This window comes from Amycolatopsis sp. NPDC098790, assembly GCF_044759945.1.
Classification (GTDB): Bacteria; Actinomycetota; Actinomycetes; order Mycobacteriales; family Pseudonocardiaceae; genus Amycolatopsis.
The window spans coordinates 2,098,536-2,120,209 of sequence record NZ_JBIWAI010000002.1 but is presented as its reverse complement, the minus strand read 5'-3'; the positions used below and the strand labels follow the sequence as shown (position 1 = coordinate 2,120,209).

General features: G+C 71.9%; 21 protein-coding genes. 17 read left to right on the top strand and 4 right to left on the bottom strand.

What is annotated here, in order from left to right; genetic code table 11:
* Positions 1 to 52 precede the first annotated feature (52 nt).
* The 3 genes from ACIQWX_RS23490 to ACIQWX_RS23480 all read right to left on the bottom strand — a co-directional run bounded on the left by ACIQWX_RS23490 (position 53) and on the right by ACIQWX_RS23480 (position 2,475).
* Positions 53 to 1,060: a medium chain dehydrogenase/reductase family protein gene (locus ACIQWX_RS23490; protein ID WP_400874684.1), complete on the bottom strand. Its 1,008-nt coding sequence runs from the start codon at positions 1,058 to 1,060 to the stop codon at positions 53 to 55.
* Positions 1,061 to 1,133: 73 nt separating this feature from the next.
* A complete protein-coding gene (locus ACIQWX_RS23485) occupies positions 1,134 to 1,703 on the bottom strand; it encodes a TetR/AcrR family transcriptional regulator (protein WP_400874681.1) in 570 nt (189 codons plus the stop codon).
* A 70-nt stretch (positions 1,704 to 1,773) separates the two neighbouring features.
* The gene (locus ACIQWX_RS23480) at positions 1,774 to 2,475 is read right to left on the bottom strand and encodes a S1 family peptidase (protein WP_400874679.1); all 702 of its coding nucleotides are present in this window, start codon (positions 2,473 to 2,475) and stop codon (positions 1,774 to 1,776) included.
* Positions 2,476 to 2,836: 361 nt separating this feature from the next.
* On the opposite strand from ACIQWX_RS23480, the gene ACIQWX_RS23475 reads away from it, so the two are divergent.
* From ACIQWX_RS23475 to ACIQWX_RS23450, 6 genes are all read left to right on the top strand, one after another.
* The gene (locus tag ACIQWX_RS23475; protein WP_400874676.1) at positions 2,837 to 3,427 is read left to right on the top strand and encodes a DUF6801 domain-containing protein; all 591 of its coding nucleotides are present in this window, start codon (positions 2,837 to 2,839) and stop codon (positions 3,425 to 3,427) included.
* A gap of 198 nt (positions 3,428 to 3,625) precedes the next feature.
* A complete protein-coding gene (locus ACIQWX_RS23470; protein WP_400874673.1) occupies positions 3,626 to 4,210 on the top strand; it encodes a papain-like cysteine protease family protein in 585 nt (194 codons plus the stop codon).
* Entirely contained in the window at positions 4,207 to 4,974 is a 768-nt protein-coding gene (locus ACIQWX_RS23465) for a hypothetical protein (protein ID WP_400874670.1), read from the top strand. Before ACIQWX_RS23470 ends, ACIQWX_RS23465 begins: the two co-directional genes overlap by 4 nt.
* 69 nt (positions 4,975 to 5,043) lie before the next feature.
* Entirely contained in the window at positions 5,044 to 6,075 is a 1,032-nt protein-coding gene (locus tag ACIQWX_RS23460) for an Lrp/AsnC family transcriptional regulator (protein ID WP_400874668.1), read from the top strand.
* Positions 6,076 to 6,108: 33 nt separating this feature from the next.
* On the top strand, positions 6,109 to 7,248 hold the full coding sequence (locus ACIQWX_RS23455; RefSeq protein ID WP_400874665.1) for a serine hydrolase domain-containing protein: 1,140 nt from the start codon (positions 6,109 to 6,111) through the stop codon (positions 7,246 to 7,248).
* Positions 7,249 to 7,284: 36 nt separating this feature from the next.
* Positions 7,285 to 8,523, top strand: coding sequence for an FAD-binding protein (locus ACIQWX_RS23450; RefSeq protein WP_400874662.1), 1,239 nt, complete (start codon positions 7,285 to 7,287; stop codon positions 8,521 to 8,523).
* Here ACIQWX_RS23450 and ACIQWX_RS23445 read toward each other — a convergent pair.
* Positions 8,513 to 9,493: a LacI family DNA-binding transcriptional regulator gene (locus ACIQWX_RS23445; RefSeq protein WP_400874659.1), complete on the bottom strand. Its 981-nt coding sequence runs from the start codon at positions 9,491 to 9,493 to the stop codon at positions 8,513 to 8,515. The two genes, ACIQWX_RS23450 and ACIQWX_RS23445, sit on opposite strands and share 11 nt — an antisense overlap.
* A gap of 229 nt (positions 9,494 to 9,722) precedes the next feature.
* Between ACIQWX_RS23445 and ACIQWX_RS23440 the strand changes: the two genes are divergently transcribed.
* The 11 genes from ACIQWX_RS23440 to ACIQWX_RS23390 all read left to right on the top strand — a co-directional run bounded on the left by ACIQWX_RS23440 (position 9,723) and on the right by ACIQWX_RS23390 (position 21,656).
* Positions 9,723 to 10,688, top strand: a complete 966-nt coding sequence (locus tag ACIQWX_RS23440; RefSeq protein ID WP_400874656.1) for a polysaccharide lyase family 1 protein — start codon at positions 9,723 to 9,725, stop codon at positions 10,686 to 10,688.
* A 202-nt stretch (positions 10,689 to 10,890) separates the two neighbouring features.
* Positions 10,891 to 12,072, top strand: a complete 1,182-nt coding sequence (locus ACIQWX_RS23435) for a Gfo/Idh/MocA family protein (RefSeq protein WP_400874653.1) — start codon at positions 10,891 to 10,893, stop codon at positions 12,070 to 12,072.
* 209 nt (positions 12,073 to 12,281) lie between these two features.
* On the top strand, positions 12,282 to 13,565 hold the full coding sequence (locus ACIQWX_RS23430) for an ABC transporter substrate-binding protein (RefSeq protein ID WP_400874650.1): 1,284 nt from the start codon (positions 12,282 to 12,284) through the stop codon (positions 13,563 to 13,565).
* A gap of 3 nt (positions 13,566 to 13,568) precedes the next feature.
* Positions 13,569 to 14,531, top strand: a complete 963-nt coding sequence (locus tag ACIQWX_RS23425) for a carbohydrate ABC transporter permease (RefSeq protein ID WP_400874647.1) — start codon at positions 13,569 to 13,571, stop codon at positions 14,529 to 14,531.
* Positions 14,528 to 15,373, top strand: coding sequence for a carbohydrate ABC transporter permease (locus ACIQWX_RS23420; RefSeq protein WP_400874644.1), 846 nt, complete (start codon positions 14,528 to 14,530; stop codon positions 15,371 to 15,373). The genes ACIQWX_RS23425 and ACIQWX_RS23420 overlap by 4 nt, the downstream gene beginning before the upstream one ends.
* A 5-nt stretch (positions 15,374 to 15,378) precedes the next feature.
* Entirely contained in the window at positions 15,379 to 15,939 is a 561-nt protein-coding gene (locus ACIQWX_RS23415) for a hypothetical protein (protein WP_400874641.1), read from the top strand.
* On the top strand, positions 15,936 to 17,039 hold the full coding sequence (locus tag ACIQWX_RS23410; protein ID WP_400874638.1) for a Gfo/Idh/MocA family protein: 1,104 nt from the start codon (positions 15,936 to 15,938) through the stop codon (positions 17,037 to 17,039). Before ACIQWX_RS23415 ends, ACIQWX_RS23410 begins: the two co-directional genes overlap by 4 nt.
* Positions 17,039 to 18,253, top strand: a complete 1,215-nt coding sequence (locus tag ACIQWX_RS23405; RefSeq protein ID WP_400874635.1) for a Gfo/Idh/MocA family protein — start codon at positions 17,039 to 17,041, stop codon at positions 18,251 to 18,253. Before ACIQWX_RS23410 ends, ACIQWX_RS23405 begins: the two co-directional genes overlap by 1 nt.
* On the top strand, positions 18,250 to 19,170 hold the full coding sequence (locus ACIQWX_RS23400; RefSeq protein WP_400874632.1) for a PmoA family protein: 921 nt from the start codon (positions 18,250 to 18,252) through the stop codon (positions 19,168 to 19,170). Before ACIQWX_RS23405 ends, ACIQWX_RS23400 begins: the two co-directional genes overlap by 4 nt.
* A gap of 11 nt (positions 19,171 to 19,181) precedes the next feature.
* On the top strand, positions 19,182 to 20,459 hold the full coding sequence (locus ACIQWX_RS23395) for a polysaccharide lyase family 1 protein (RefSeq protein WP_400874629.1): 1,278 nt from the start codon (positions 19,182 to 19,184) through the stop codon (positions 20,457 to 20,459).
* Between the two features lie 423 nt (positions 20,460 to 20,882).
* Positions 20,883 to 21,656 carry a pectate lyase gene (locus tag ACIQWX_RS23390; RefSeq protein ID WP_400875871.1) on the top strand — a complete coding sequence of 258 codons (774 nt, stop codon included), beginning with the start codon at positions 20,883 to 20,885 and terminating at the stop codon, positions 21,654 to 21,656.
* Positions 21,657 to 21,674 lie beyond the last annotated feature (18 nt).

Genomic DNA, 21,674 nt, shown 5'->3' with positions numbered 1-21,674 from the left:
GCCCACGACCCGAAGGCGGCACTTTCACGTGAAAGTGCCGCCTTCGGTGCGTTCAGGGGACGAGCACGACCTTGCCCGTCACCGTGCCGGATTCCGCCAGCGCCAGTGCTTTCGCGGCTTCCGTGAGCGGGATCCGCGCGGCCACCTGCGCCTTGAGCTGCCCCTTCGCCGCGAGGTCGAAGACGGCCGTCAGGTCCTCGGTCAGGCGCGCGCGGAAGCGGGCGAGGTTCCGCTTGCCGCCCCAGACGTTGTAGAAGTGCGTGCGACGGCGGTTCGGCAGGGCGTTCCACCACAGCAGCCTGCCGATCAGCTTCAGCACCGGCAGCCGCGAGTTCCCGCCGGTGTCCTTCGTGGACGCGCTGCCGTAGGCGACGAGCGTGCCGCCGGGGGCCAGCAACCGGAACGAGTCGACGATGCCGGGCCCGCCGACGTGGTCGAAGACGGCGTCGACGCCACCCGGCGCCAGTTCGCGGACCCGCGCCGGGACGTCGCCGCGGTAGTCGACGGCGGTGGCGCCGAGCGCGGTCACGACGTCGAGGTTGCGGGCCGAGGCGGTGCCGATCACCGTGATGCCTGCCGCCTTGGCGAGCTGCACGAGCGTGGTGCCGACGCCGCCGCTCGCGCCGTGGACGAGGATCGTGCCGCCGGCCCGCACCCGCGCGACGCGGTGCAGCATCTGGTAGGCGGTGATGCCGTTGACCACGAAGGTCTCGGCCTCGGCCGCGTCCAAAGCGTCGGGCACCGGGACGAGATCGGCGGCGGGGACGACGAGGTGGCTGCTCCAGCCGCCGACCTTGGTCATGGCGGCCACGCGGCGGCCGACCAGGGCGGGGTCGCCGGCTTCGAGCACGGTGCCGACGACGTCGTACCCGGGCACGAACGGGAACGGCGGCTGGTCGTAGTACTTCCCGCGGCGCATCTGCTGCTCGGCGAAGGAGATCCCGCTCGCCTCGACGCGGACGAGGGCTTCGCCGGCGCCGGGCCGCGGCAGCTCGCGCTGTTCGACGCGCAGGCCGGCCGGCTCGACGAGGCCGGGGAGGACGATTTCGGTGACGGTCATGGTGGTTCCTTCCGGGTGTGAGTGACTGGTCAATCACTCGACGGGCATGGGTCAGCTTCTCGTTGACCGGGGTTCAGTTCTTGCCGGGGTGGCGGATGCCGGCGGCGAGGATCGCGGCCCACTCGCCGGCGTGGTCGTCGAGGTCGAGGGTGGCGATGAGGTGGCAGAGCTGGCCGTAGGCGATGAACCGCTGCACCTGGTCGTCGCCGGCGCCGGAGCGGGTCCTGGCCAGCTCGGTCACCTTGGCCAGCCCGCGGCGCACGGCGTCGGCGATTTCCGGGGTGTCGGCGGCGGACTGGGCGTGCACCTGCAGCATGAGCAGGTTCCGGTCGCCGATGAGCTCGGCGTAGGCGCCGCCCATCTCGTAGAGGATCTTTTCGGGATCCCCGTCGTCGACGCGGGCGGCACCGTTGGAGAGGGCGTGCGCGACGAGTTCGTAGCACCGGTCGAGCGCGGCGACGAAGAGGGAAACCTTGCTGGGAAACAGCTTGAAGACGTAGGCGGGGGAGATGTCGGCCCTGGCGGCGACGGCACTGATCGGCGTGCTGTGGTAACCGCCCCGCGCGAACTCGGCGATGGCCGCGTCGACGACGACGTCCCGCCGGGCGTCGGAGGTGGAGAGGGTGGCGCCGCGCTTGGTCATGTGAGTGACTGTACACTCACTCTCGACGGCGAAGCAAGCCCCCGGAGTTCGGGGGCCGCTCGCGGAAGGCTCAGACGCCCGCGGTGGACGAGATCCAGTCGCGGTACTTCGTGATGTTGATGTACGCGGTGTAGGACTGGCGGTCGCTCGTGGACGCGACTCCCACCTGCTTGCCGTTCGCGTACATCGGGCCGCCCGAGTCGCCGCCCGCCGTGATGCCGTCGCCTCGGTTCGCGCACACCGAGACGCCCGCCGCGCCGTCCGGGCAGTCGATCGACGTCACGCTCACCTTCGCGACCTTCAGCAGCTGTGACTGGCACTCGATCTCGGGCTGGTCGGTGCACGTCGCGCCCCAGCCGTACACCTCGGCCTGGTCGCCGACCTCGACGTCGCCTTCGCTGCCCAGTGGCGCGTACTCGGTCTGGACCTGCTGGTCGATCTGCACCAGGGCGATGTCGGCGTCCGGTGCCTCGTGCACGGAGGTGGCGTTGACCGTGGTGCCCTTCGTCTGGTCGAGGTCGCCGACGTGGAAGCTGATCGGCTGGCCGTCGGCGCCCTGCGTGCAGTGGCGGGCGGTGAGGACCCAGTCGGGCGCGATGATCGTCGCCGAGCAGATCTCCTGGCCGCCGGCGAACATCCGGGCGGCGGAGTGGAGCGAGTCGGCGTTGCTCCCGTCGATGATGGCCGGCTGGGCGGCCAGGGACGGCGCCGCCGCCGCGAGGGCCGAGAACAAGACGCCGGTGACGACTACGCCGGTTCGCGCGATACGCACTTTACGATCAACCTCCTGCCGCGGACCGGGGTCTCGCGGTGCCGTGTGGTGAAGGACACGCCTACCGTCGTCGCTGTGGGTGAATCTCCGGAACCCGCCGATAGTCGGTTGATCCAAAACGCGACTTTCGTCGTGGGCCGTCCGGCCCAGCGATGATCCGCACGCCCGCGCTCCGGCGGTGCTGACGCGGGTGAGTGCGCGACGTCCCGAAATTGTCACCCCGGAATGCGTGCGTGACAAAAAACAAAGCCGCTCCCATCGATGTGCATGACAAATTATCCGACCACGGGAAATCGCATTGGCCGGTTGGGAAGTTTCCGCCTAGCATCCGAATCGCCGTTCGACGACGAAAGGACCAGACATGACGGAAACCCTCGTGCGGAAAAGGCGGTTCCGGGGAATCGGGCTGGCCGCGCTCCTGGCGGGCGCGCTGGCCGTGGTTTCCGCGGTACCGGCCGCGGCGGCCGAGAAATCGCTCACCTACAAAGGCGGCTTCCCGCTGATCGGCGACCAGCAGGTCACCGTCGTGGTCAAGGCGGACATCCCCGCGACCGCCACGGCGGGCACGCCGGTTTCGGTGCCGTTCAGCCTTGACGTCGACGCCGGTCAGGCGGCGGGCGACGGCCTGCGGCTCGTCGGCGCCACGAAGATCTCCGGCTCCATCAAGTCCCAGGTGAACGTCGCGATCGGCGGCCAGTCGGTCGCCATCCCGATCGAGCTGCCCATCCCGGAGACGCCCGTCCCCGCCGAAGGCAGCCTGAAGTTCACCGCCCAGGGCCAGGTCGACTTCACCGTCCCCGCCGGCACCCCGGCCGGGGAGGCGACCAGCAGCGTCGACGCCGCGGCGACCACCCACGTCGTCACCGACAGCGGGCTCGGCGAGTTCGACGTCGCGCTGACGCTCGACCCGCCGGACCAGGACGCCACCCTCGGCACGACGACGGTGAGCTGACCCGCGCGGCCCGGCCCGCCGGAATCCGTCCGGCGGGCCGGAGCCGATGCCGGAATCCGGCACCCGGGAAATGCCGGGATCCGCCGGAAACCGTTCCCTCCCAACGTGATCCTCCCTTAGTAGGTACCGCCGGCACCGTGCGTGCGCGGAGTATTCCTCGCCACCAGGTCGAATCCTCACCGGCTGGAGGACCACTTCGTGAAAACCACTTCAGGAGTCCTACGTGGACTCGCGGCGGTCTCGGCCGCGGCCGCCGTCGTCGCGCTGCAGGCACCCGCCACCGCGGCCGCCGCACGCACGGACCTCGGCATCACCATGCAGGCCCAGCAGAAGGACCAGTGGTGCTGGGACGCCAGCGGCAACACGATCGCCGACTACTGGGGACATTCGCTTTCCCAGACCCGGTTCTGCCAGGTCGCGCACAACGAATCGGGCAGCGACTGCGCCAACAACCAGGGGTACCTGTCCGACCAGCAGCGGGTGTTCCGCTGGCTGGGCTTTTCGAACGTCGGGTCGTACAACTCGAACGGGCAGGTCCTTTCCTTCACCACCATCAAGAACCAGATCGACGCGGGACAGCCGATCGGCACCCGCATCGGCTGGCGCTCCGGCGGCGGGCACATGCACGTCCTCTACGGGTACGACAACTCCGGCGGCGCGACCCGGGTCGAATACGGCGACCCGTGGCCGGACAACAGCCGCTACAACTCGATGAACTACGACACCTACCGCTCGAACAACCAGTTCCAGTGGACGCACACGCTGTACGGGATCGAGGGATGAGCGTGCTGAAGAAAGCGATGGGCGCGGCCGTGCTGGCCGGCGCCGCGATGCTCGCCACGGCCGGCGCCGCCGGTGCGGCCACCGGGCCCGCCGGCACCCCGACCGCGGCCGACAGCGCCGCGATCGGGCAGGTCACCGGCGGCAAGCAGACCCTCGACCGGCTGGCGGAGACGAAGTTCCCGGGGGCCCACGCGGCCGCCGCGGCTTCGCGGGCCACCGCGGACGCCCGCACCCAGGTCGCGGTCTACGAACCGACGGCGGCGTTCGTCGCCGGCACCTCGGACGTCCCGGCCGCGCTCGCCTACGTCGCGGTGCCCGCGCGGACCGGCGACGGCACCCCGGCGACGGTCTGGGCCGAACGCCAGGGGGCGGCCTGGACCGTCGTGAACGTCGCGTCCGGCGACTACGAGCGCAAGTACGCCGAGGCCGCGGCCGGCGGGTACCTCCTGCACGAACCGCAGGTCAACGCCTGGTACGCGGTGCACGGCGACGCCGTGACGGTGCTGGACGGCTCGGTCACCGGGCTGGCCGCGGGCACGAAGCTGGCGCTCGCCGACTACCGCGCGGCGCTGCACCAGCGGTACGCGGACAAGCTGCCGGGCTCGGCGTACGACCGCGACGGCGCGGGCGGCGGCTACGGCGGCCGCGAACGCGCGGTGCCGGCGGCGGAGCCCGGTGACGTGCCGGTGCTGCCGTTCGTGCTCGGCGGTGTCCTCGTGCTGGTGGCCGGGGCGGTCGTGGTGCCGCGGTTGCGGCGGCAGTAGGAGTGGCCGGGGCCGCCGGCGCGTCCGGCGGCCCCTTGGCAGGTGATCATGATCAGGGCACAATGCGCCATGCCCGTTCCCACGGCGGCCCAGCCGGAACCGGCGCGGCTGACCGGGTCGGACCTCGCGCTGGTCGAGGCGCTGCAGCGCGACCCGCGGGCGCCGTGGACGCGGATCGCCGCAGCCGTCGGCACCGACGCGACGACGGCCGCGCGCCGCTGGGACCGGCTGCAGGCGGCCGGGCTGGCCTGGCTCACCGCGTACGCGACCGCTCCGACGACCACGGTCGGCTACGTCGACCTGGCCTGCCGCCCGGACGCGCTGACCGAGCTGACCCGCGAGCTGTGCGGGTGGCCTTCGGTGTTCAGCGTCGAGCGCACGACGAGCCGGTTCTCGCTGTTCCTCTCGCTGGCCGCCCGCGACCTGGACGCGCTGGACGAGCTGGTCACCGGCCGCATCGGCGCCCTGCCCGGGGTGCGCGAGGTCCGGTTCGCCGTCGCGACGCGCGTGTACCGCGAGGGCAGCGGCTGGCTGGTGAACGCGCTGGCCCCGGAGCAGCGGGCGGTGCTCGACGAGACGGCGGTGCAGGCGCGGCTGGTCGTCCCACAGCAGTGGGACGACCGGGACGTGCGCGCGCTGGTCGAGTCCCTCGGCGAGGACGGCAGGCGCAGCTACGCGGAGCTGGCCCGCGACTGCCGGATGAGCGAGTCCGCGGTGCGCCGCACGCTGGCGCGGATGCTGCGCAACCACGAGCTCGACTTCCGCTGCGACCTCGCGCACGTCCCGGCGGGCTGGCCGGTGATCGCGGGCTACCGCCTCGACCTCGCGGCCGGCGACCTGGACCGCGCGGGCACGGCGATCGCGCAGCTGCCGGAGACCCGGCTCTCGGCCGCGGTGGTGGGGGAGGGCAACCTGGTGGTGTCGGCGTGGCTGCGCGAACCGGCCGGCTGCACGGGTTTCGAGCGGCGGTTGGCGGCGGCCGCTCCGGGAGCCCGGGTGCTGGACCGGGCGATCACGTTGCGGATGCCGAAGCGGATGGGCCGGCTGCTCAGCCCGCACGGTCTGGGCGGTGCCCACCAGGCGATCATCCCGGCCCGCTGACTATCGTGCGGCGAGGAGACCCTGGGGAGGATCATGAGCCTGCGCGAAACCCTGCAACGCCACGTCGACGCCGGAACGCTGCCCGGTGCGGTGGCCGTCGTCGACCGGCCCGGAAACCGCGAGGTCGTGGCGGTCGGCTCGGCCGACGTCGAAGGCAGCCGGCCGATGGCCGAAGACACGCTGTTCCGGATCGCCTCCATCACCAAGCCGATCACCGCGGCCGCCGTCCTCACCCTGGTCGACGACGGCACGCTGGCGTTCGACGACCCGATCGGCCGGTGGCTGCCCGAGCTCGCGGACCCGAAGGTGGTGCGGACGCCGTCGAGCCCGGTCGACGACCTGGTCCCGGCGAAACGGCCGATCACCGTGTTCGACGTCCTCACCGGCCAGGCCGGCTGGGGCTTCGCGTCGGACTTCACGCTCCCGGCGGTGCAGGCGCTGTTCCCCGTGCAGGGCGACGGCCGCGAAGTGCGGAGCTTCCCCGACCCGGACGTCTGGCTGGCGCGGCTGGCCGAGGTGCCGCTCGCCTACCAGCCGGGCGAGGCGTGGCTGTACGACACGTGTTCCACGATCCAGGGCGTGCTCGCCGCCCGCGCGGCCGGCCGGACGCTGCCGGAGCTGCTCGAGGAGCGGATCTTCGCGCCGCTGGGCATGGCGGACACCGGGTTCGTCGTCGGCCCGGACCGGCGCGACCGGTTCACGGCGTTCTACAAGAAGACGGCGGGCGGTCTCGTCCTGGCGGATCCGGCCGACGGCCAGTGGAGCACGATGCCGGCGTTGCCGCTCGGCAACGGCGGCCTGGCCGGGACGGCGGGGGACTGGGTGGCCTTCGGCCGGATGCTGCTGGCTTCCGGGGCCGCCCCGGACGGCCGGCGCGTGCTCAGCCCCGAGGCGGTCCGCGCGATGACCACCGACCACACCACCGCGGCCCAGCGCGAGATCGGCGCGCTGTTCCTGGAGGGCCAGGGCTGGGGGATGGGTGGCGCGGTGGACGTCGCCGCCGGCGAACCGTGGACCGTCCCCGGCCGCTACGGCTGGGTCGGCGGCACCGGCACGACCGCCCACGTCGTCCCCTCGACCGGCACGGTCGCGGTGCTGCTGACCCAGGTCGGCGAGGACAACCCGGTGCCCCCGGAGTGGCTGCGCGACTTCTGGCGGGAGGCGGCCGCGTAGGGTCGAAAGCGGGGATCCGGCACTGTGGAGGGAAAATTGGGCGAGTCGAACTGGGCGGGCAACCACGCCTACACCGCGGACGCGGTCGTGGCCCCGCGCACGGTCGACGAGGTGCGGGCGGCCGTCGCCGGCGCGCCGCGCGTCAAGGCGCTGGGCAGCCGGCACTGCTTCAACGACATCGCGGACTCGCCCGGCGGCGTCCTGCTCGACCTGCGCGCGCTCGACCTCCCCGTGGAGATCCACGACGGGAGCGTGACCGTCGGCGGCTCCGCGCGCTACGGCGACTTCGCCGGACAGCTGCACGCCGCCGGGTTCGCCCTGCCGAACCTCGCGTCGCTGCCGCACATCACGGTGGCCGGCAGCGTCGCGACCGGCACCCACGGCTCCGGCCGCCGTCAGCCCGGGCTCGCCGCGGCCGTCTCGGCCGTCGAGCTGGTCACTTCGGACGGCGAGCTGCGCACGTTCACCCGCGCCGACCCCGAGTTCGCCGGGGTGGTCGTCGGCCTGGGCGCGCTCGGCGTCGTCACGCGGCTGACGCTCGACGTCGTGCCCGCGTTCGACGTCCGGCAGGACGTCTTCGACGCCCTGCCCTGGGATGCCGCATACCGGCACTTCGACGAGATCGAGGACGCCGGCTACAGCGTCAGCATGTTCACGAACTGGGCGAACGCCACGATCGATCAGGTGTGGGTCAAGAGCCGCGTCGACGCGTTCACCGCGCGGGCGGAGCTGTCCGGCGCGGTCCCGGCGGACGGCCCTCGCCACCCAGCGCACGCGGCCGGCATCCCGGCGGGCAACTGCACACCGCAGCTCGGGGTGCCGGGCCCGTGGCACGAGCGGCTGCCGCACTTCCAGCTGGCGTTCACCCCGAGCGTCGGGGACGAGCTGCAGTCGGAGTACTTCGTGCCCTACGCCGACGCCGTGGCCGCCGTCCGGGCGGTCCGCGAGCTCGGCGAGGTCCTCGCGCCGGTGCTGCTGGTGTCGGAGATCCGCGCGATCGCGGGCGACGACCTGTGGCTGAGCCCCTGCCACGGCGGCGACCGCGTGGCGCTGCACTTCACGTGGCAGCCGCGACAGGCCGACGTCGAGGCGGTGCTGCCGCTGCTGGAGGAGCGCCTGGCGCCGTTCGGGGCCCGGCCGCACTGGGGAAAGCTCTTCCACACGGTGGGCGGGGACTACCCGCGGCTGGCGGAGTTCCGGGCGCTGGCGGGGAAACTCGACCCGGCGGGCAAGTTCCGCAACCCGTTCCTCGAGCGGCACGTTTTCACCGGCTAGCCGGCGGAGCCGTCGTCGCGCGGACGATCAGGTACGTGTCGAGCACCTGGTTCGCGCGCCCGTCGGCCTGGCCGTCCAGCAGGTCCAGCAGGATCGTGACCGCCGCGCGGCCCGCCGCCTCCGTCGGCATCGCGATCGTCGTCAGCGGGGGTGCCGAGATCGCCGCGAACACCAGGTCGTCGAACCCGACCAGGCTGATCTCGTCCGGGACCGGGACACCGCGCGCGTTCAACCTCGCGAGGGCTCCGAAGGCGACCAGGTCGTTGTAGGCCACGATCGCCGTCACGTCCGCGGCCAGCGCCAGGTCCGCGCCCTGCAACCCGCCCTCGAACACCGGGGGGAACGGGCCGAACTCGACGACCTCCGTGCCGTGCCGCTCGGCCGCCTCCGCGAGACCCTGGCGGCGGGCGCGGTTCGCCCACGACGTGCGGGGCCCGCCGAGGTAGGCGCACCGGCGGTGGCCCAGCGCGGCCAGGTGCTCGATCGCCTGGCGCATCCCGTCCGCCGCGTCCATCACGATCGACGGGATCCCCGGCACCTCGCGGTTGAGCAGCACCAGCGTCGTCTGGCCGGCGAGCACGCGCAGCTGGTCGTCGGTCAGGCTCGGGCTGCCCAGCACCACGCCGTCGACCTGGCGGGCCATCCGGCGCACGAGGTTCTGCTCGGTCGCCGGGTCCTGGTCGCTGCTGGCGAACAGCACGGCGACGTCGTCCTGGCGCGCGCGGGCCTGGACGCCGTCGAGCACGCCGGTGAAGAACGGGTTGCCGAGGTCCGACACCACGATCCCGATGTGCCCGGTGCGCGCGACCGGCTGGGGCGCGCCGGCCGCGTGGTAGCCGAGCTCGCTCGCCGCGGCCAGCACCCGGCTGCGGGTCTGGTGCCGGACCAGGTCCGGGGAGGTGAACGCGCGCGAGACGGTCGAGATCGACACGTTGGCCCGGCGGGCGACGTCGTGAATGGTCACGCTCACGGCTACTCCTCGGCAGGCTCCGAGCCACATCATGGAAACGTGCGGCAGCGTTGTCAACAACGGATCGCCTTGCGGCAGCGGGGATTCGGCCGTCGCAGGGCCATTCGGCCGGTCTTGCGCTGAAAATCCTGCAAATCGTTGACCGGGTTTTGCTGCAAATCGTAGAACGGAGACTCCGCCGTGTTCCCCGCTCCCGGGGCGCGGGTCCCCACCCCCTCAGAGGTGCCTGATGACCAGCAAGTCCCTGCGCGTCTTCGGAACCGCCGCCGTCGCCGCCGCGATGGCCGTCGCCGTCCCCACCGGGGTCGCGCACGCCTACGAGAACTCCCCGGTCGGCTTCGGGGCCGGCACGACCGGCGGCGCCGGCGGCGAGACCGTCACCGTCACGACGGCGTCCGCGTTCACCAGCGCCGTCGCCGATGGCACGGCCCGCACGGTGCGGGTGAGCGGGAAGATCACGCTGGCGAACAAGACGCTGGTGAAGATCGGGTCGAACAAGACGATCCTCGGCGTCGGCTCCGGGTCGGGCTTCACCGGCGGCGGGCTCGCCGTGGACAAGTCGTCGAACGTGATCATCCGCAACCTCGCCATTTCGAAGGCCGTCGGCACCGACGCGATCCAGATCCAGCGCGGCGCGACCCGCGTGTGGATCGACCACAACGACCTGTCGTCGGACCTCGACCACGGCAAGGACTACTACGACGGCCTGCTCGACATCAGCCACGCCGCCGACGGGATCACGGTGTCGTGGAACAAGTTCCACGACCACTACAAGGTTTCGCTCGTCGGGCACAGCGACAACAACGCTGCCGAGGACACCGGCAAGCTGCACGTGACCTACAGCCACAACTGGTTCGAGAACGTCAACTCGCGGATGCCCAGCCTGCGGTTCGGCACCGGGCACGCCTACGACAACTATTTCCGCTCGGTCACCGATTCCGCCGTCCATTCGCGGATGAACGCGCAGTTCCTCGCGCAGAACAACGTCTTCGAATCGACGAAGGTGTGCCTGGAAACGACCGGCGACAGCGACGTCGACGGCTACCTCAACGAGTCGGGCAACTCCTTCGGCGGCTGCACGAACAAGATCACCCGCACCGGAAGCCTGACCCAGGCGCCGTATTCCTTCACGCTGGAGCCGACTTCCACGGTCAAGGCCACCGTGACCGCGGGCGCGGGCACCGGCCGGATCTGAGCGGCTCCGCCGGTTCGAGTAAGCGCTTACTCGAACCGGCGACCGCCGTTCGGAGTACCCGGTTTTCGACGAATTCGAAGGCGTGTCCCGGACATTGACACGCTTGTCGCGAACGCCCTACCGTGACCATCGGAAGTTTCTCCCGAACTGCCCATTCGTCAGTTCCCGCACGGCCGAGCCCGGCCGCGCCGATCGGAGACCCATGTCGGGGAGCAGGCGCCGCACCGTCGCGGACCCGCCGAAGCTGGCCGTGGTCGGCACGTCCGGCTACGCGTTCAGCTACCTGCACCGCGCCCGCATCCTGCACGACGAAGGCCTCGTCCGGTTCGCCGGCATGGCCGACATCCGGGTGCCGTCGGCCGCCGCGATCGCCCTGCTGCCCGAGGGCGGCACCGCGCACGTCGGTGTCGAGGACCTGCTCCGCCGATGCCGCCCCGACATCACCGTGGTCGCGACCCCGCCGCACGCGCACGTCCGGGTCGGCGGCGCCGTCCTGCGCGCGGGCGGCGACCTGCTGCTGGAAACCCCGCCGGTGCTCGACCTCGCCGGGTTCCGGACGCTGTCGCGGCTGGCCGCGGAGAACGGATCCGCGTGCCAGACCGGCTTCCAGAGCTTCGGGTCCCCGGCGCTGCCGGTGCTGCGGGCGGCGATCGCGGCGGGCAGCCTCGGCGAGGTCGCCGGGGTCGGCGCGGCCGGGGCGTGGATCCGCACCGACGCCTACTACCGCCGCAACCCCTGGGCGGGCCGCCGGTGGCTGGACGGCGAGGCGGTCGTCGACGGCGCCCTGACCAACCCGTTCTCGCACGCGGTCGCCACCGCGCTGCTCGTCGGCGGGGTCGGCGGGCACGACCCGGCGGAGATCGCCCTGGAGCTGTACGGCACGCGGGACATCGAAGCCGACGACACGGCGTGCCTGCGCATCCGCTTCGCCCGGGGCCCCGAGATCGTCGTCGCCGCGTCGCTGTGCGCCGAGCAGGACCACGAACCCTACGTCGTGGTGCACGGCACGAAGGGCCGCGCGAAGTTCTGGTACAAGAGCCACCGGCTCGAGCTGGACGACGAGCGCGTCCACCTCGGCGAACCGGTGGACCTGCTGCGCAACCTGGTCGCCCACCACCGCGACCCGGCCGGGGTGCCGCTGCTCGCGCCGCTGCCGGCCACCCGCGCGTTCGCGTCGGTGGTCGAGGCGGTGCGGGACGCGCCGTCGCCGGCGCGGATCCCGGCGGGCTGGATCCGCACGGCGGGGGAGGGGGCGAGCCGGCACCCGGTGGTCCGGGGGATCGGCGAGGAGGTCGCCGTGGCCGCGGACCGGCTGGCGTTGTTCTCCGAAATCGGCGTCCCGTGGGCGAGTGCCGTCCGCCGGGGCGCGGAACGCACCGGGTAACGCGCCCCGGTGCTCCTCGCGCTGACAGCCCACTCCGGACCGGTGGTGCTGTAAGCGCTTTCTCACGCTGCCCGAAAGTTGTCACATGCGTTGCTGCACAAGGGTTGTTGCGTCGATTCGCCCGTTGACACGAGTTGTCCGCACTGCCTACCGTGACCCCGCTGACAGCGTTTTCAGAAAGTGCTGACCGGCTGAGAACGGAGAGCTCGATGCGTCGGACAAGACAGCGGCGGACCCTCGTCGCGCTGGCCGCGGTGGTGCCGCTGCTGCTGACCGGGGTGGCCGCGTGCGGCTCGGACTCCGGCGGCGACGGCGGGGACGTGACGATCACCTTCGTCTGGTGGGGGAGTGACGGCCGGGCGAACCTGACGAAGAAGGCCGTCGAGCTGTTCCAGCAGAAGAACCCGAAGATCAAGGTGCAGACGTCGTTCTCGGCGTACGCCGCCTACTGGGAGAAGCTCGCGACGCAGACGGCGGGCGGGAAGCCGCCGGACGTCCTCAACGTCGACACGCGCTACCTCGCCGAGTACGGCGGCCGGGGTGTCCTGGCCGACCTGAACCAGGGGGCCGGGAAAGCGGTCTCGCTGACCGACATCAACCCCGAGCTGGCCGCGACCGGCGTGTACCAGGGCAAGCGGTACGCCGTGCCGTGGGCGCAGAACACCCCGGCGATGCTCTACGACCCCGCCGCGTTCACCGCGGTGGGCGCGGACCCGGCGAAGGGCCTCACCTGGGACCAGTACGCCGACGCGACCCGGAAGGTGAGCGCCGCCGGCGGCGCCCGCGGCACGACCGACTTCGGCATCCTCGACACCACCCTGGAGATCTGGCTGCGCCAGCAGGGCAAGCAGTTCTACACCCCCGAGGGCAAGCTCGGTTTCGCCGCCGACGACCTGCGCCGGTACTGGCAGCTCGCGAGCACGTTCCGCGACTCCCAGGGCGCGTCCCCGGCCGACGTCACGGCGTCCTACAACACCTCGCCCGAGCAGTCCCCGCTCGGCAAGAAGCTGACGAGCTCCGAGTTCGCCTACGACAACCTGCTGCCCGCCTACCAGAAGGCGAACGGCAAGCCGCTGAACGTGGCGCCGTACCCGACCGCCGCCAATGGCGACCTCGGGCAGTACCGGCGGCCGTCGATGTTCCTTTCGGTCTCCGCGCGCAGCCAGCAGCAGGAGGCGGCCGCGAAACTCGTCGACTTCCTCGTCAACGACCCGGAAGTCGGCAAGATCGTCGGCACCGACCGCGGGCTCGCCCCGAACCTCAAGGTCCGCGCCGAGCTGGCGACGAGCGCGAAGGGCGCCGACAAGACGCTCTACGACTACGAAGCCGCGCTCGAGCCGAAGCTCGGTCCCGCCCCGACGGTGCCGCCCAAGGGCGCCGGCTCGATCCAGAAGCTCCTCCAGCGCACCTACGAAGAGGTCGCGTTCGGCCGGATGGGCATCGACGACGCCGTCACGCGGTTCATGTCCGAAGCCGAGAAGGCGCTGGGCTAGCCGATGACGACCCTGCGCACCCCGGACCCGCCGGTCACCACCGAGGTGGCCGCGCGGGTCCGGCCGCCCGGGCGCCGCCGCCGGGGCCAGCCGGAGGCGTTCGCGTTCCTGACGCCCTGGCTGCTGGGCGCGGTGGCGCTGACCGTCGGCCCGATGGTCGTCTCGCTCTACCTGTCCTTCACCGACTACGACCTGTTCACCTCGCCGAATTGGGTCGGCTTCGGCAACTTCGCGCACATGTTCACCGACGACGACCGCTACCTGCAGTCGGTGAAGGTGACGCTGATCTACGTCCTGGTCTCGGTGCCGCTGAAGCTCGCCGTGTCGCTGCTGGTGGCGATGCTGCTCAACACCCGCCGCGGCGCGAACGGTTTCTACCGCGCGGCGTTCTACACGCCTTCGCTGCTCGGCGCGAGCGTCGCGGCGGCGCTGGTGTGGCGGGCGCTGTTCATGGGTGGCGGTCCGGTGAACGAGGTGCTGGCCTTCTTCGGCTGGCACACGCCGAGCTGGGTGGACGACCCGCAGTTCAGCCTCGCCTCGATCGTGCTGCTCGGCGTCTGGCAGTTCGGCGCGCCGATGGTGATCTTCCTGGCCGGGCTCAAGCAGATCCCGGCGGAGCTGCACGAGGCGGCCGCGATCGACGGCGCCGGCGCGTTCCGCCGGTTCCGCCACATCACGCTGCCCATGCTGTCGCCGGTGATCTTCTTCAACCTGGTGATGGAGGCCATCCACGCGTTCCAGGCGTTCACCCCGGCGTTCGTGATCGGCGGCGGCCGCGGCGGCCCGGCCGACGCGGACCTGTTCTACACGCTCTACCTGTACGAGGTCGGCTTCCAGGACTTCCGGATGGGGTACGCGTCCGCGATGGCCTGGGTGCTGCTGGCGGTGATCGCGATCGTCACGGCGATCGTCTTCCGCACGGCGAAGCTGTGGGTGTTCTACGACGATGCCGAGGAGCGCCGATGACCGTGTTGCCCCGCTCCGCGCGGTCGGCGGGCTGGCACGTCCTGTGCGTGGCCGGCGTGCTCGTTGTGCTGTACCCCTTGGTGTGGCTGGCGTTCGCGTCGGTCAAGCCACCGGACGAAATCCTGTCGCGCTTGTCGCTGCTGCCCACGCGGTTCGTCTTCGACGGCTACACGAAGGGCTGGGAAGGTGCGGCCGACGTCGGGTTCGGCCGGTTCTTCCTCAATTCGGTGCTCGTCGCCGGGCTGTCGGTCGTCGCGAACGTGCTGTCGTGCTCGCTGGCCGCGTTCGCCTTCGCGCGGCTGAAGTTCCGGTTCCGCGGCGCGCTGTTCGCGTTCATGATCACGACGCTGATGCTGCCCTACCACGTCACGCTCATCCCGCAGTACGTGATCTTCCAGCAGGCGGGCCTGGTCAACACGTTCGTCCCGCTGATCCTGCCGAAGCTGCTGGCCACCGAGGCGTTCTTCGTGTTCCTCATCGTGCAGTTCATGCGCGGGATCCCGCGCGAGCTCGACGAAGCCGCGACGATCGACGGCTGCTCGGTCTACCGGACGTTCTGGCACGTCGTGCTGCCGCTGTCGAAACCGGCGCTGGTGACGACGTCGATCTTCACGTTCATCTGGACGTGGAACGACTTCTTCACGCAGATGGTGTACCTCAACGACACGGAGAAGTTCACCGTCCCGCTGGGCCTGCGGCTGTTCGTCGACACCAGCAGCGAGTCGAACTTCGGCGCGATGTTCGCCATGTCGGCGCTCGCGCTCGTGCCGATCGTCCTGTTCTTCCTCGCCTTCCAGCGCCTGCTGGTCGAAGGCGTCAGCACCAGCGGCTTGAAGGGGTGAGGGCCGTGCCGACCACGCGGTGGCGCACCGGGCTGGAGGACTTTTCGGACTGCCTGCTGACGGGCCTGCTCGTCGCGCTCGCGTCGGTGCCCGTGGTGACGGCCGCGCCGGCGTTCGCGGCCGGCTGCCGGGTGCTCGACCGGTCCCGCCACGGCATCGCGCGTCCGTTGTGGACGACGTTCTGGGCCGACTTCCGGCAGGCCGCTCGCGGTGGCCTCCCGTTCTCGCTCGGGTGCCTGGCCGCGGTGGTGCTGTTCGCGGTCGACCTCGAGATCGCCGGCTCGATGGCGGGAGCGGGCGTGCTGCGACCGGTGCTGTGGGTGCTGGCCGCGGCGGTCGCCGTCGTCGCGGTGCGCACGTGCGAGGTGGTCGCGAGCGGGGAGCCGTCCTGGCGACGCTCGGTCGTGACGGCCGCGCGGGAGACCGCGGCGGCGCCCGGGCACGCGCTGCTCCTGGCCGGGGCGGCCGGCTCGGCGGTGGTGCTCGTGTGGATGCTGCCGATCCTGGCGCTGGTGGTGGCCGGGCCGCTGGCCCTGGCCGCCGTGGCGACCGGCGGCCGCCGATGACCCCCAGGGTCGTCGTCTTCGGCACGGCCGGCTACGCGCGCACGCACCTGCGCCGGGCCCGGGCGCTGCACGAGCGGGGCGAGATCGTGCTGGCCGGGGCGTGCGACGTCCGCGAACCACCGGACGGCGACCTGGTTCCGGTGTTCACCCACGACCCGGCCGAACTGCTGGCGCGCGTGCCGGCGGACATCGCCGTGATCGCCACCCCGCCGCACACGCACCTGCCCCTGGCCCGCCTCGCGCTCGCCGCGGGCTGCCACGTGCTCGTGGAGAAGCCGCCGGTGCTCGACCTGGCGGCGTTCGGCGAACTGACCGAACGGGCCCGCGGCCGGGCCTGCCAGGTCGGGTTCCAGAGCTTCGGCTCGCCGGCGGTCCCGCTGATCCGGGCCGCGCTGGACCGGGGGGCGATCGGGACGGTCACCGGGATCGCCGCCGCGGGCGCGTGGATCCGGCGTGACCGCTACTTCGCGCGCACTGCGTGGGCGGGCCGTCGCCGGCTCGACGGGCGGGCGGTCGTGGACGGCGCCCTGACGAACCCGTTCGCCCACGCTGTCGCGACCGCGTTGCTGCTCAACGGAACGGCCTCGGCGCTGCCCGAGCGGACCACCGTCGAGCTGTACCGCGCCCGCGATATCGAAGCGGACGACACGGCGTGCGCCCGCCTGTGCTTCGCCGGCGCACCGGACGTCGTCGCGGCCGCGACGCTGGCCGCCGAAGCCGACCACGAGCCCTACGTGCTGATCCACGGCACCGAGGGCCGGATCCGGTGGCACTACAAGACCGACGTCGTCGACATCGGCGGCGAGGCGGTGCGGGCCGGGCCGCCGGACGACCTGCTGGCGAACCTCGTCGGCCACCTCCGCGACGGCGTGCCGCTGCTCGCCCCGCTGGCCGCCACCCGCGCGTTCACCGCACTGGTCGAGGCCGTCCGCGACGCGCCGGAACCGAGGCACCTGCCGCAGGCCCGGGTGGTCGGCACCGGGCCCGAGCGCCGGTTCGTCGTGCCGGGCGTCGACCGGGCGGTCGACACCGCGGCCGAGCGGCTCGCGCTCTTCTCCGAACTCGCCCTGCCCTGGACACCCGCCCGAGAGGAGACGTGATGCGACGCTGCGCGATCGTCGGACTGGGCTCGCGGGCCCAGCTGTTCGCCCGCGCCCTGGCCGGCTCGCCGCGGGCCGAGCTCGCGGCTTTCTGCGACACCAACGAGACCCGCATGCGCGTCCACAACGGCTGGCTCGGCACGGCGGTGCCCGGCTACCGGCCGGACGACTTCACCGCCATGCTGGCGAAGGAACGCATCGACCTCGTCGTGGTGTGCACGCCCGACCACACGCACGCGGACTACGTCGTCGCGGCGCTGCACGCGGGCTGCGACGTCGTCACCGAAAAGCCGATGACCACCGACGTCGACGGCGCGCGGCGGATCCTGGCCGCCCGCCGGGAAACGGGACGTTCGGTGCGGGTCGCGTTCAACTACCGGTACAACCCGGTGCACCGGCGCGTGCGGGAGCTGCTGGCGGCGGGCGCGATCGGCGACGTCGGGTCGGTCGAGTTCAGCTGGTCGCTCGACACCGCGCACGGCGCCGACTACTTCCGCCGCTGGCACCGGGACAAGGCGAACTCCGGTGGGCTGCTCGTGCACAAGTCCGGGCACCACTTCGACCTGGTCAACTGGTGGCTCGGCAGCGGGCCGGAGACGGTGTTCGCGTTCGGGCGGCTGTTCTTCTACGGCGACGGGAACGGGCGCGCCGACGACCGGTTCGCGCTGGACCTCGAAGCCTCGCCCCGGCTGCGCGCGCTCTACCGCGACGCGGAGCACGAAGACGGCTACGTCCGGAACCAGGACGTGTTCGCGCCCGGCGTCACCATCGAAGACGACCTGTCCGTGCTGGTGCGGTACCGCGGCGGAGTGGTGCTGAACTACCACCTTCACGCGTATTCGCCGCGGGAGGGCTACCGCGTCGCGTTCTCCGGCAGCTCGGGACGTCTCGAGCTGGACGTCCGGGAGAACGAGTTCGCCGCCGGCGCCGAGCCCGTGCCCGAGCCCGGACGCGCCCGGCTGACCGTGCAACGGCATTGGGAGCCGCCGGAGGTCGTGTTCGACGGCCTCCTCGGGGAAGGGCACGGCGGTGGCGACGAGCGGATGCTCGCCGAGCTGCTCGGCGACGCCGAACCGGACCCGCTGGGCTGCGCCGCCGACCACGAGTCCGGCCTGCAGGCCGGACTCACCGGCCTGGCCGCGAACCGGTCCCTGGCCACCGGTCGGCCGGTCCCGGTGGCGGAGCTGCTCGCCGAAACCGGAGAACGGGCGTGAGCCGCGCGGCGGTGGGCGACGGGACGCTGGAGCTGGCCGAAGACGACGACGGCGCGGTGCGCGTCCACCTCGGCGACCTCGTCCTGGCCGAGTACGTCGTGACGCCGCCGACGCCGGCCGGGGACTCGCCGAAGCCGTACCTGCACCCGCTGCGGACCACGGCGGGCGAGACCGTGACCGCGGTCCGGCCGCACGACCACACCTGGCACAACGGCCTGCAATTCACCATGGCCCACCTGTCGGGGGAGAACTTCTGGGGCGGGCGGACCTACGTGCGCGGCCGCGGGTACACCCCGCTCGACAACAACGGCACCGTCGGCCACGTGCGCTGGGAGAGCCTGGTGTGCGCGGCCGCGCACTGCGAACTGCGGCACGAGCTCGCGTGGCGCACCGCGTCGGGCCGGCAGTGGCTGACCGAGCACCGCACGCTGCGCTTCGGCGACGTCTCGGCGGACAGCTGGACCCTCACCTGGTCGAGCCGGCTGCGCAACACGAGCAACCAGGAGCTGCGCTGGGGGAGCCCGGTCACCGAAGGCCGCGAAACCGCCGGGTACGGCGGGCTGTTCTGGCGCGGCCCGCGTTCGTTCGTCGGCGGTACCGTCCGGACGTCGGACGGCCGGACGGCGGACGGCGCGATGGGCCACCGCGCGCCGTGGCTCGCGTTCACCGGCCGCCACGACGAAAGCCTCCGGACCTCGACGCTGCTGTTCGCCGACAGCCCGGCGAACCGCGGCTTTCCGACGGCCTGGTACGTCCGCGCCGAGCCGTTCCCGGTGGTCAGCTTCGCCGCCACCTACCACCGGCCGTGGCTGTTCGAACCGGGCGAGGAGCTGACGCTGACCCACCACGTCGTCGTCGTGGACGGCGACCCGGAGCCCGCCCGGCTGGCCGAGCTCGCGGCCCGGGCGGCCGAGTAGAAGGAGCCGACATGCGCTGGAAGGCCTTCGCGGGGTGCCTCGCCCTGCTCGGACTCACGCTCACCGCCGGGACGGCGGACGCCCGCGGCCACGACCCGGGCCGCGTGGTGCTCGGTGCGCACGACGGCTGGGGCGCGGGAACGACCGGCGGAGCCGCCGCCGCACCCGGTGACGTCCACGTGGTGTCCAAGCGCTCCGAGCTGGTCGCCGCGCTGGCGGCGCACCCGGGCGCGCCGAAGATCGTCTACGTCCGCGGCACGATCGAGGGCAACGTCGACGCCGCCGACCGGCCCCGGACCTGTGACGACTTCGCGGATCCGGCCTACAGCCTCCCGGCGTACCTGGCGGCCTACGACCCGGCGACCTGGGGCAAGGTCGAGCCGTCGGGACCCCTCGAGGAGGCACGGGCGCGGTCACAGGCCAACCAGGCCGCGCAGGTCGTGGTCGACGTCGGCCCCAACACGACGGTCTACGGCCTCGGCGGCGCCACCCTGCACGGGCTGACGCTGCGCGTCGCGGGCGACAACGTGATCCTGCGGAACCTGCGGTTCTCCGACGCGCACGACTGCTTCCCCCAGTGGGACCCGCTCGACGGCGCGGACGGCAACTGGAACTCCGAGTACGACAACGTCGACCTCGTCGGCGCGACGCACGTCTGGGTCAGCCACAACGAGTTCAGCGACGGCGGGAACACTTCGCAGCCGACGTACTTCGGGCGGAAGTACGAAGTCCACGACGGGCTGCTGGACATCGTCAACGGCTCGGACCTCGTGACGGTGTCGGACAACCGCCTGCACGACCACGACAAGACGATGCTGATCGGCAACACCGACAAGCCCACGTACGACGTCGGCAAGCTGCGCGTCACGGTGCACCACAACCTGTTCTCCGAAATCGGGCAGCGCGCGCCGCGGGTACGGTACGGGCAGGTGCACGTGTACGACAACCTGTACGTGGTGCGGGACGCGGCCGCGTACGCGTATTCGCTGGGCGTCGGGGTCGAATCGCGGATCTACGCCGAGAACAACTTCTTCCGGGTCCGGGCGTCGGTGCCGTTGGGGGCGCTGGTCCACTATTGGAAGGGAACGGTGGTCCACGCGACCGGGACGCTGGTTTCTTCCGGTGCGCTCTTGCCGCGCCCGGTGGACCTGCTGGCGGAGTACAACGCGGCGAACGATCCGGATTTGGGGCCGGACGTGGGCTGGAAGCCGACGCTGGTGGACCGGCTGGACCCGACGTGGCAAGTGCCGGCGCGTGTGCTGGCCGGCGCCGGTCCGCAGGGCCGCTGACGCTGTTCGGCTGGGCAGGGTCGGTGACGGGCCGCGGCGGCGGGGACCCGGAGGTCCTGAATGAGTCATTCAGGACCTCCCAAGACCTGAATGACTCATTCAGGACACCGCTCGCCGCGCGTGCCGGCAGTCGCGGGCCCGGTGGGCCGTTGACGCCGTTCGGCTTGGCGACCATTTCGAACAACCACCCCACGTCGCCCCGGTTGCGCAGCTCGAGCCGGCCGGAGGGTGATACTGGGGGCCGAGCCGTCCCGTTTTCTGAAAACGCTCTGCCGGAGCGACCATCCGGGCGACAGAGCCGTCACTGCGGCCGGTGACATTGACACGCCAATCCCGGTGACCGGAGACTGAGAAAGCGCTTTCAGCACTCATGAGGACCATTTCCCGCACGGGAAGAACCAAGGAGTGATGAGCATGTCCCCGATATCCCGGGTGCTCCGGGTCGCGGTCGTCGCCGCCCTCGTGGCCTCGGCGGCGGTCGGTACCGGCGCGACCGCCGCCGGAGCCGCGGCCTGGCCGAACCCCAGCACCAGCGTCGCCGTCGGTGCGACCGTCAAGGTCACCAGTGGCACTTACGACGGCGGCCTCAAGCGGTTCTACGGCACCGGTGACCTCGGCACCGGCAGCCAGGACGAGGACCAGGGCCCGCTCTTCGAGCTGGCGAACGGCACCACGCTGAAGAACGTCGTCCTCGGCAACCCGGCCGCCGACGGCGTGCACTGCCTCGGCACCTGCACGCTGCTCAACGTGTGGTGGGAGGACGTCGGCGAGGACGCCGCGACCTTCAAGGGCACGTCGGCGTCGCAGACGATGACCATCGACGGCGGCGGCGCGCGCAAGGCGTCGGACAAGGTCTTCCAGCACAACGGCCCCGGCACGATGTACATCCGGAACTTCCAGGTCAACGACTTCGGCAAGCTGTACCGCTCCTGCGGCAATTGCAAGACGCAGTACAAGCGCAACGTCGTCGTGGACAACGTCACCGCGACCGTGCCCGGCAAGACGCTCGTCGGCATCAACACCAACTACGGTGACACCGCGAAGCTGACCCGGATCGTCATCGTCGGCGACTCGAGCCGCAAGATCGTGCCCTGCGAGAAGTACAAGGGCGTCACCAGCGGCGAGCCGACGAAGATCGGCACCGGGCCGGACGCGACGAACTGCCTCTACACCACCGCCAACATCACCTACCAGTAAGCGACCGGGGGTGCCGGC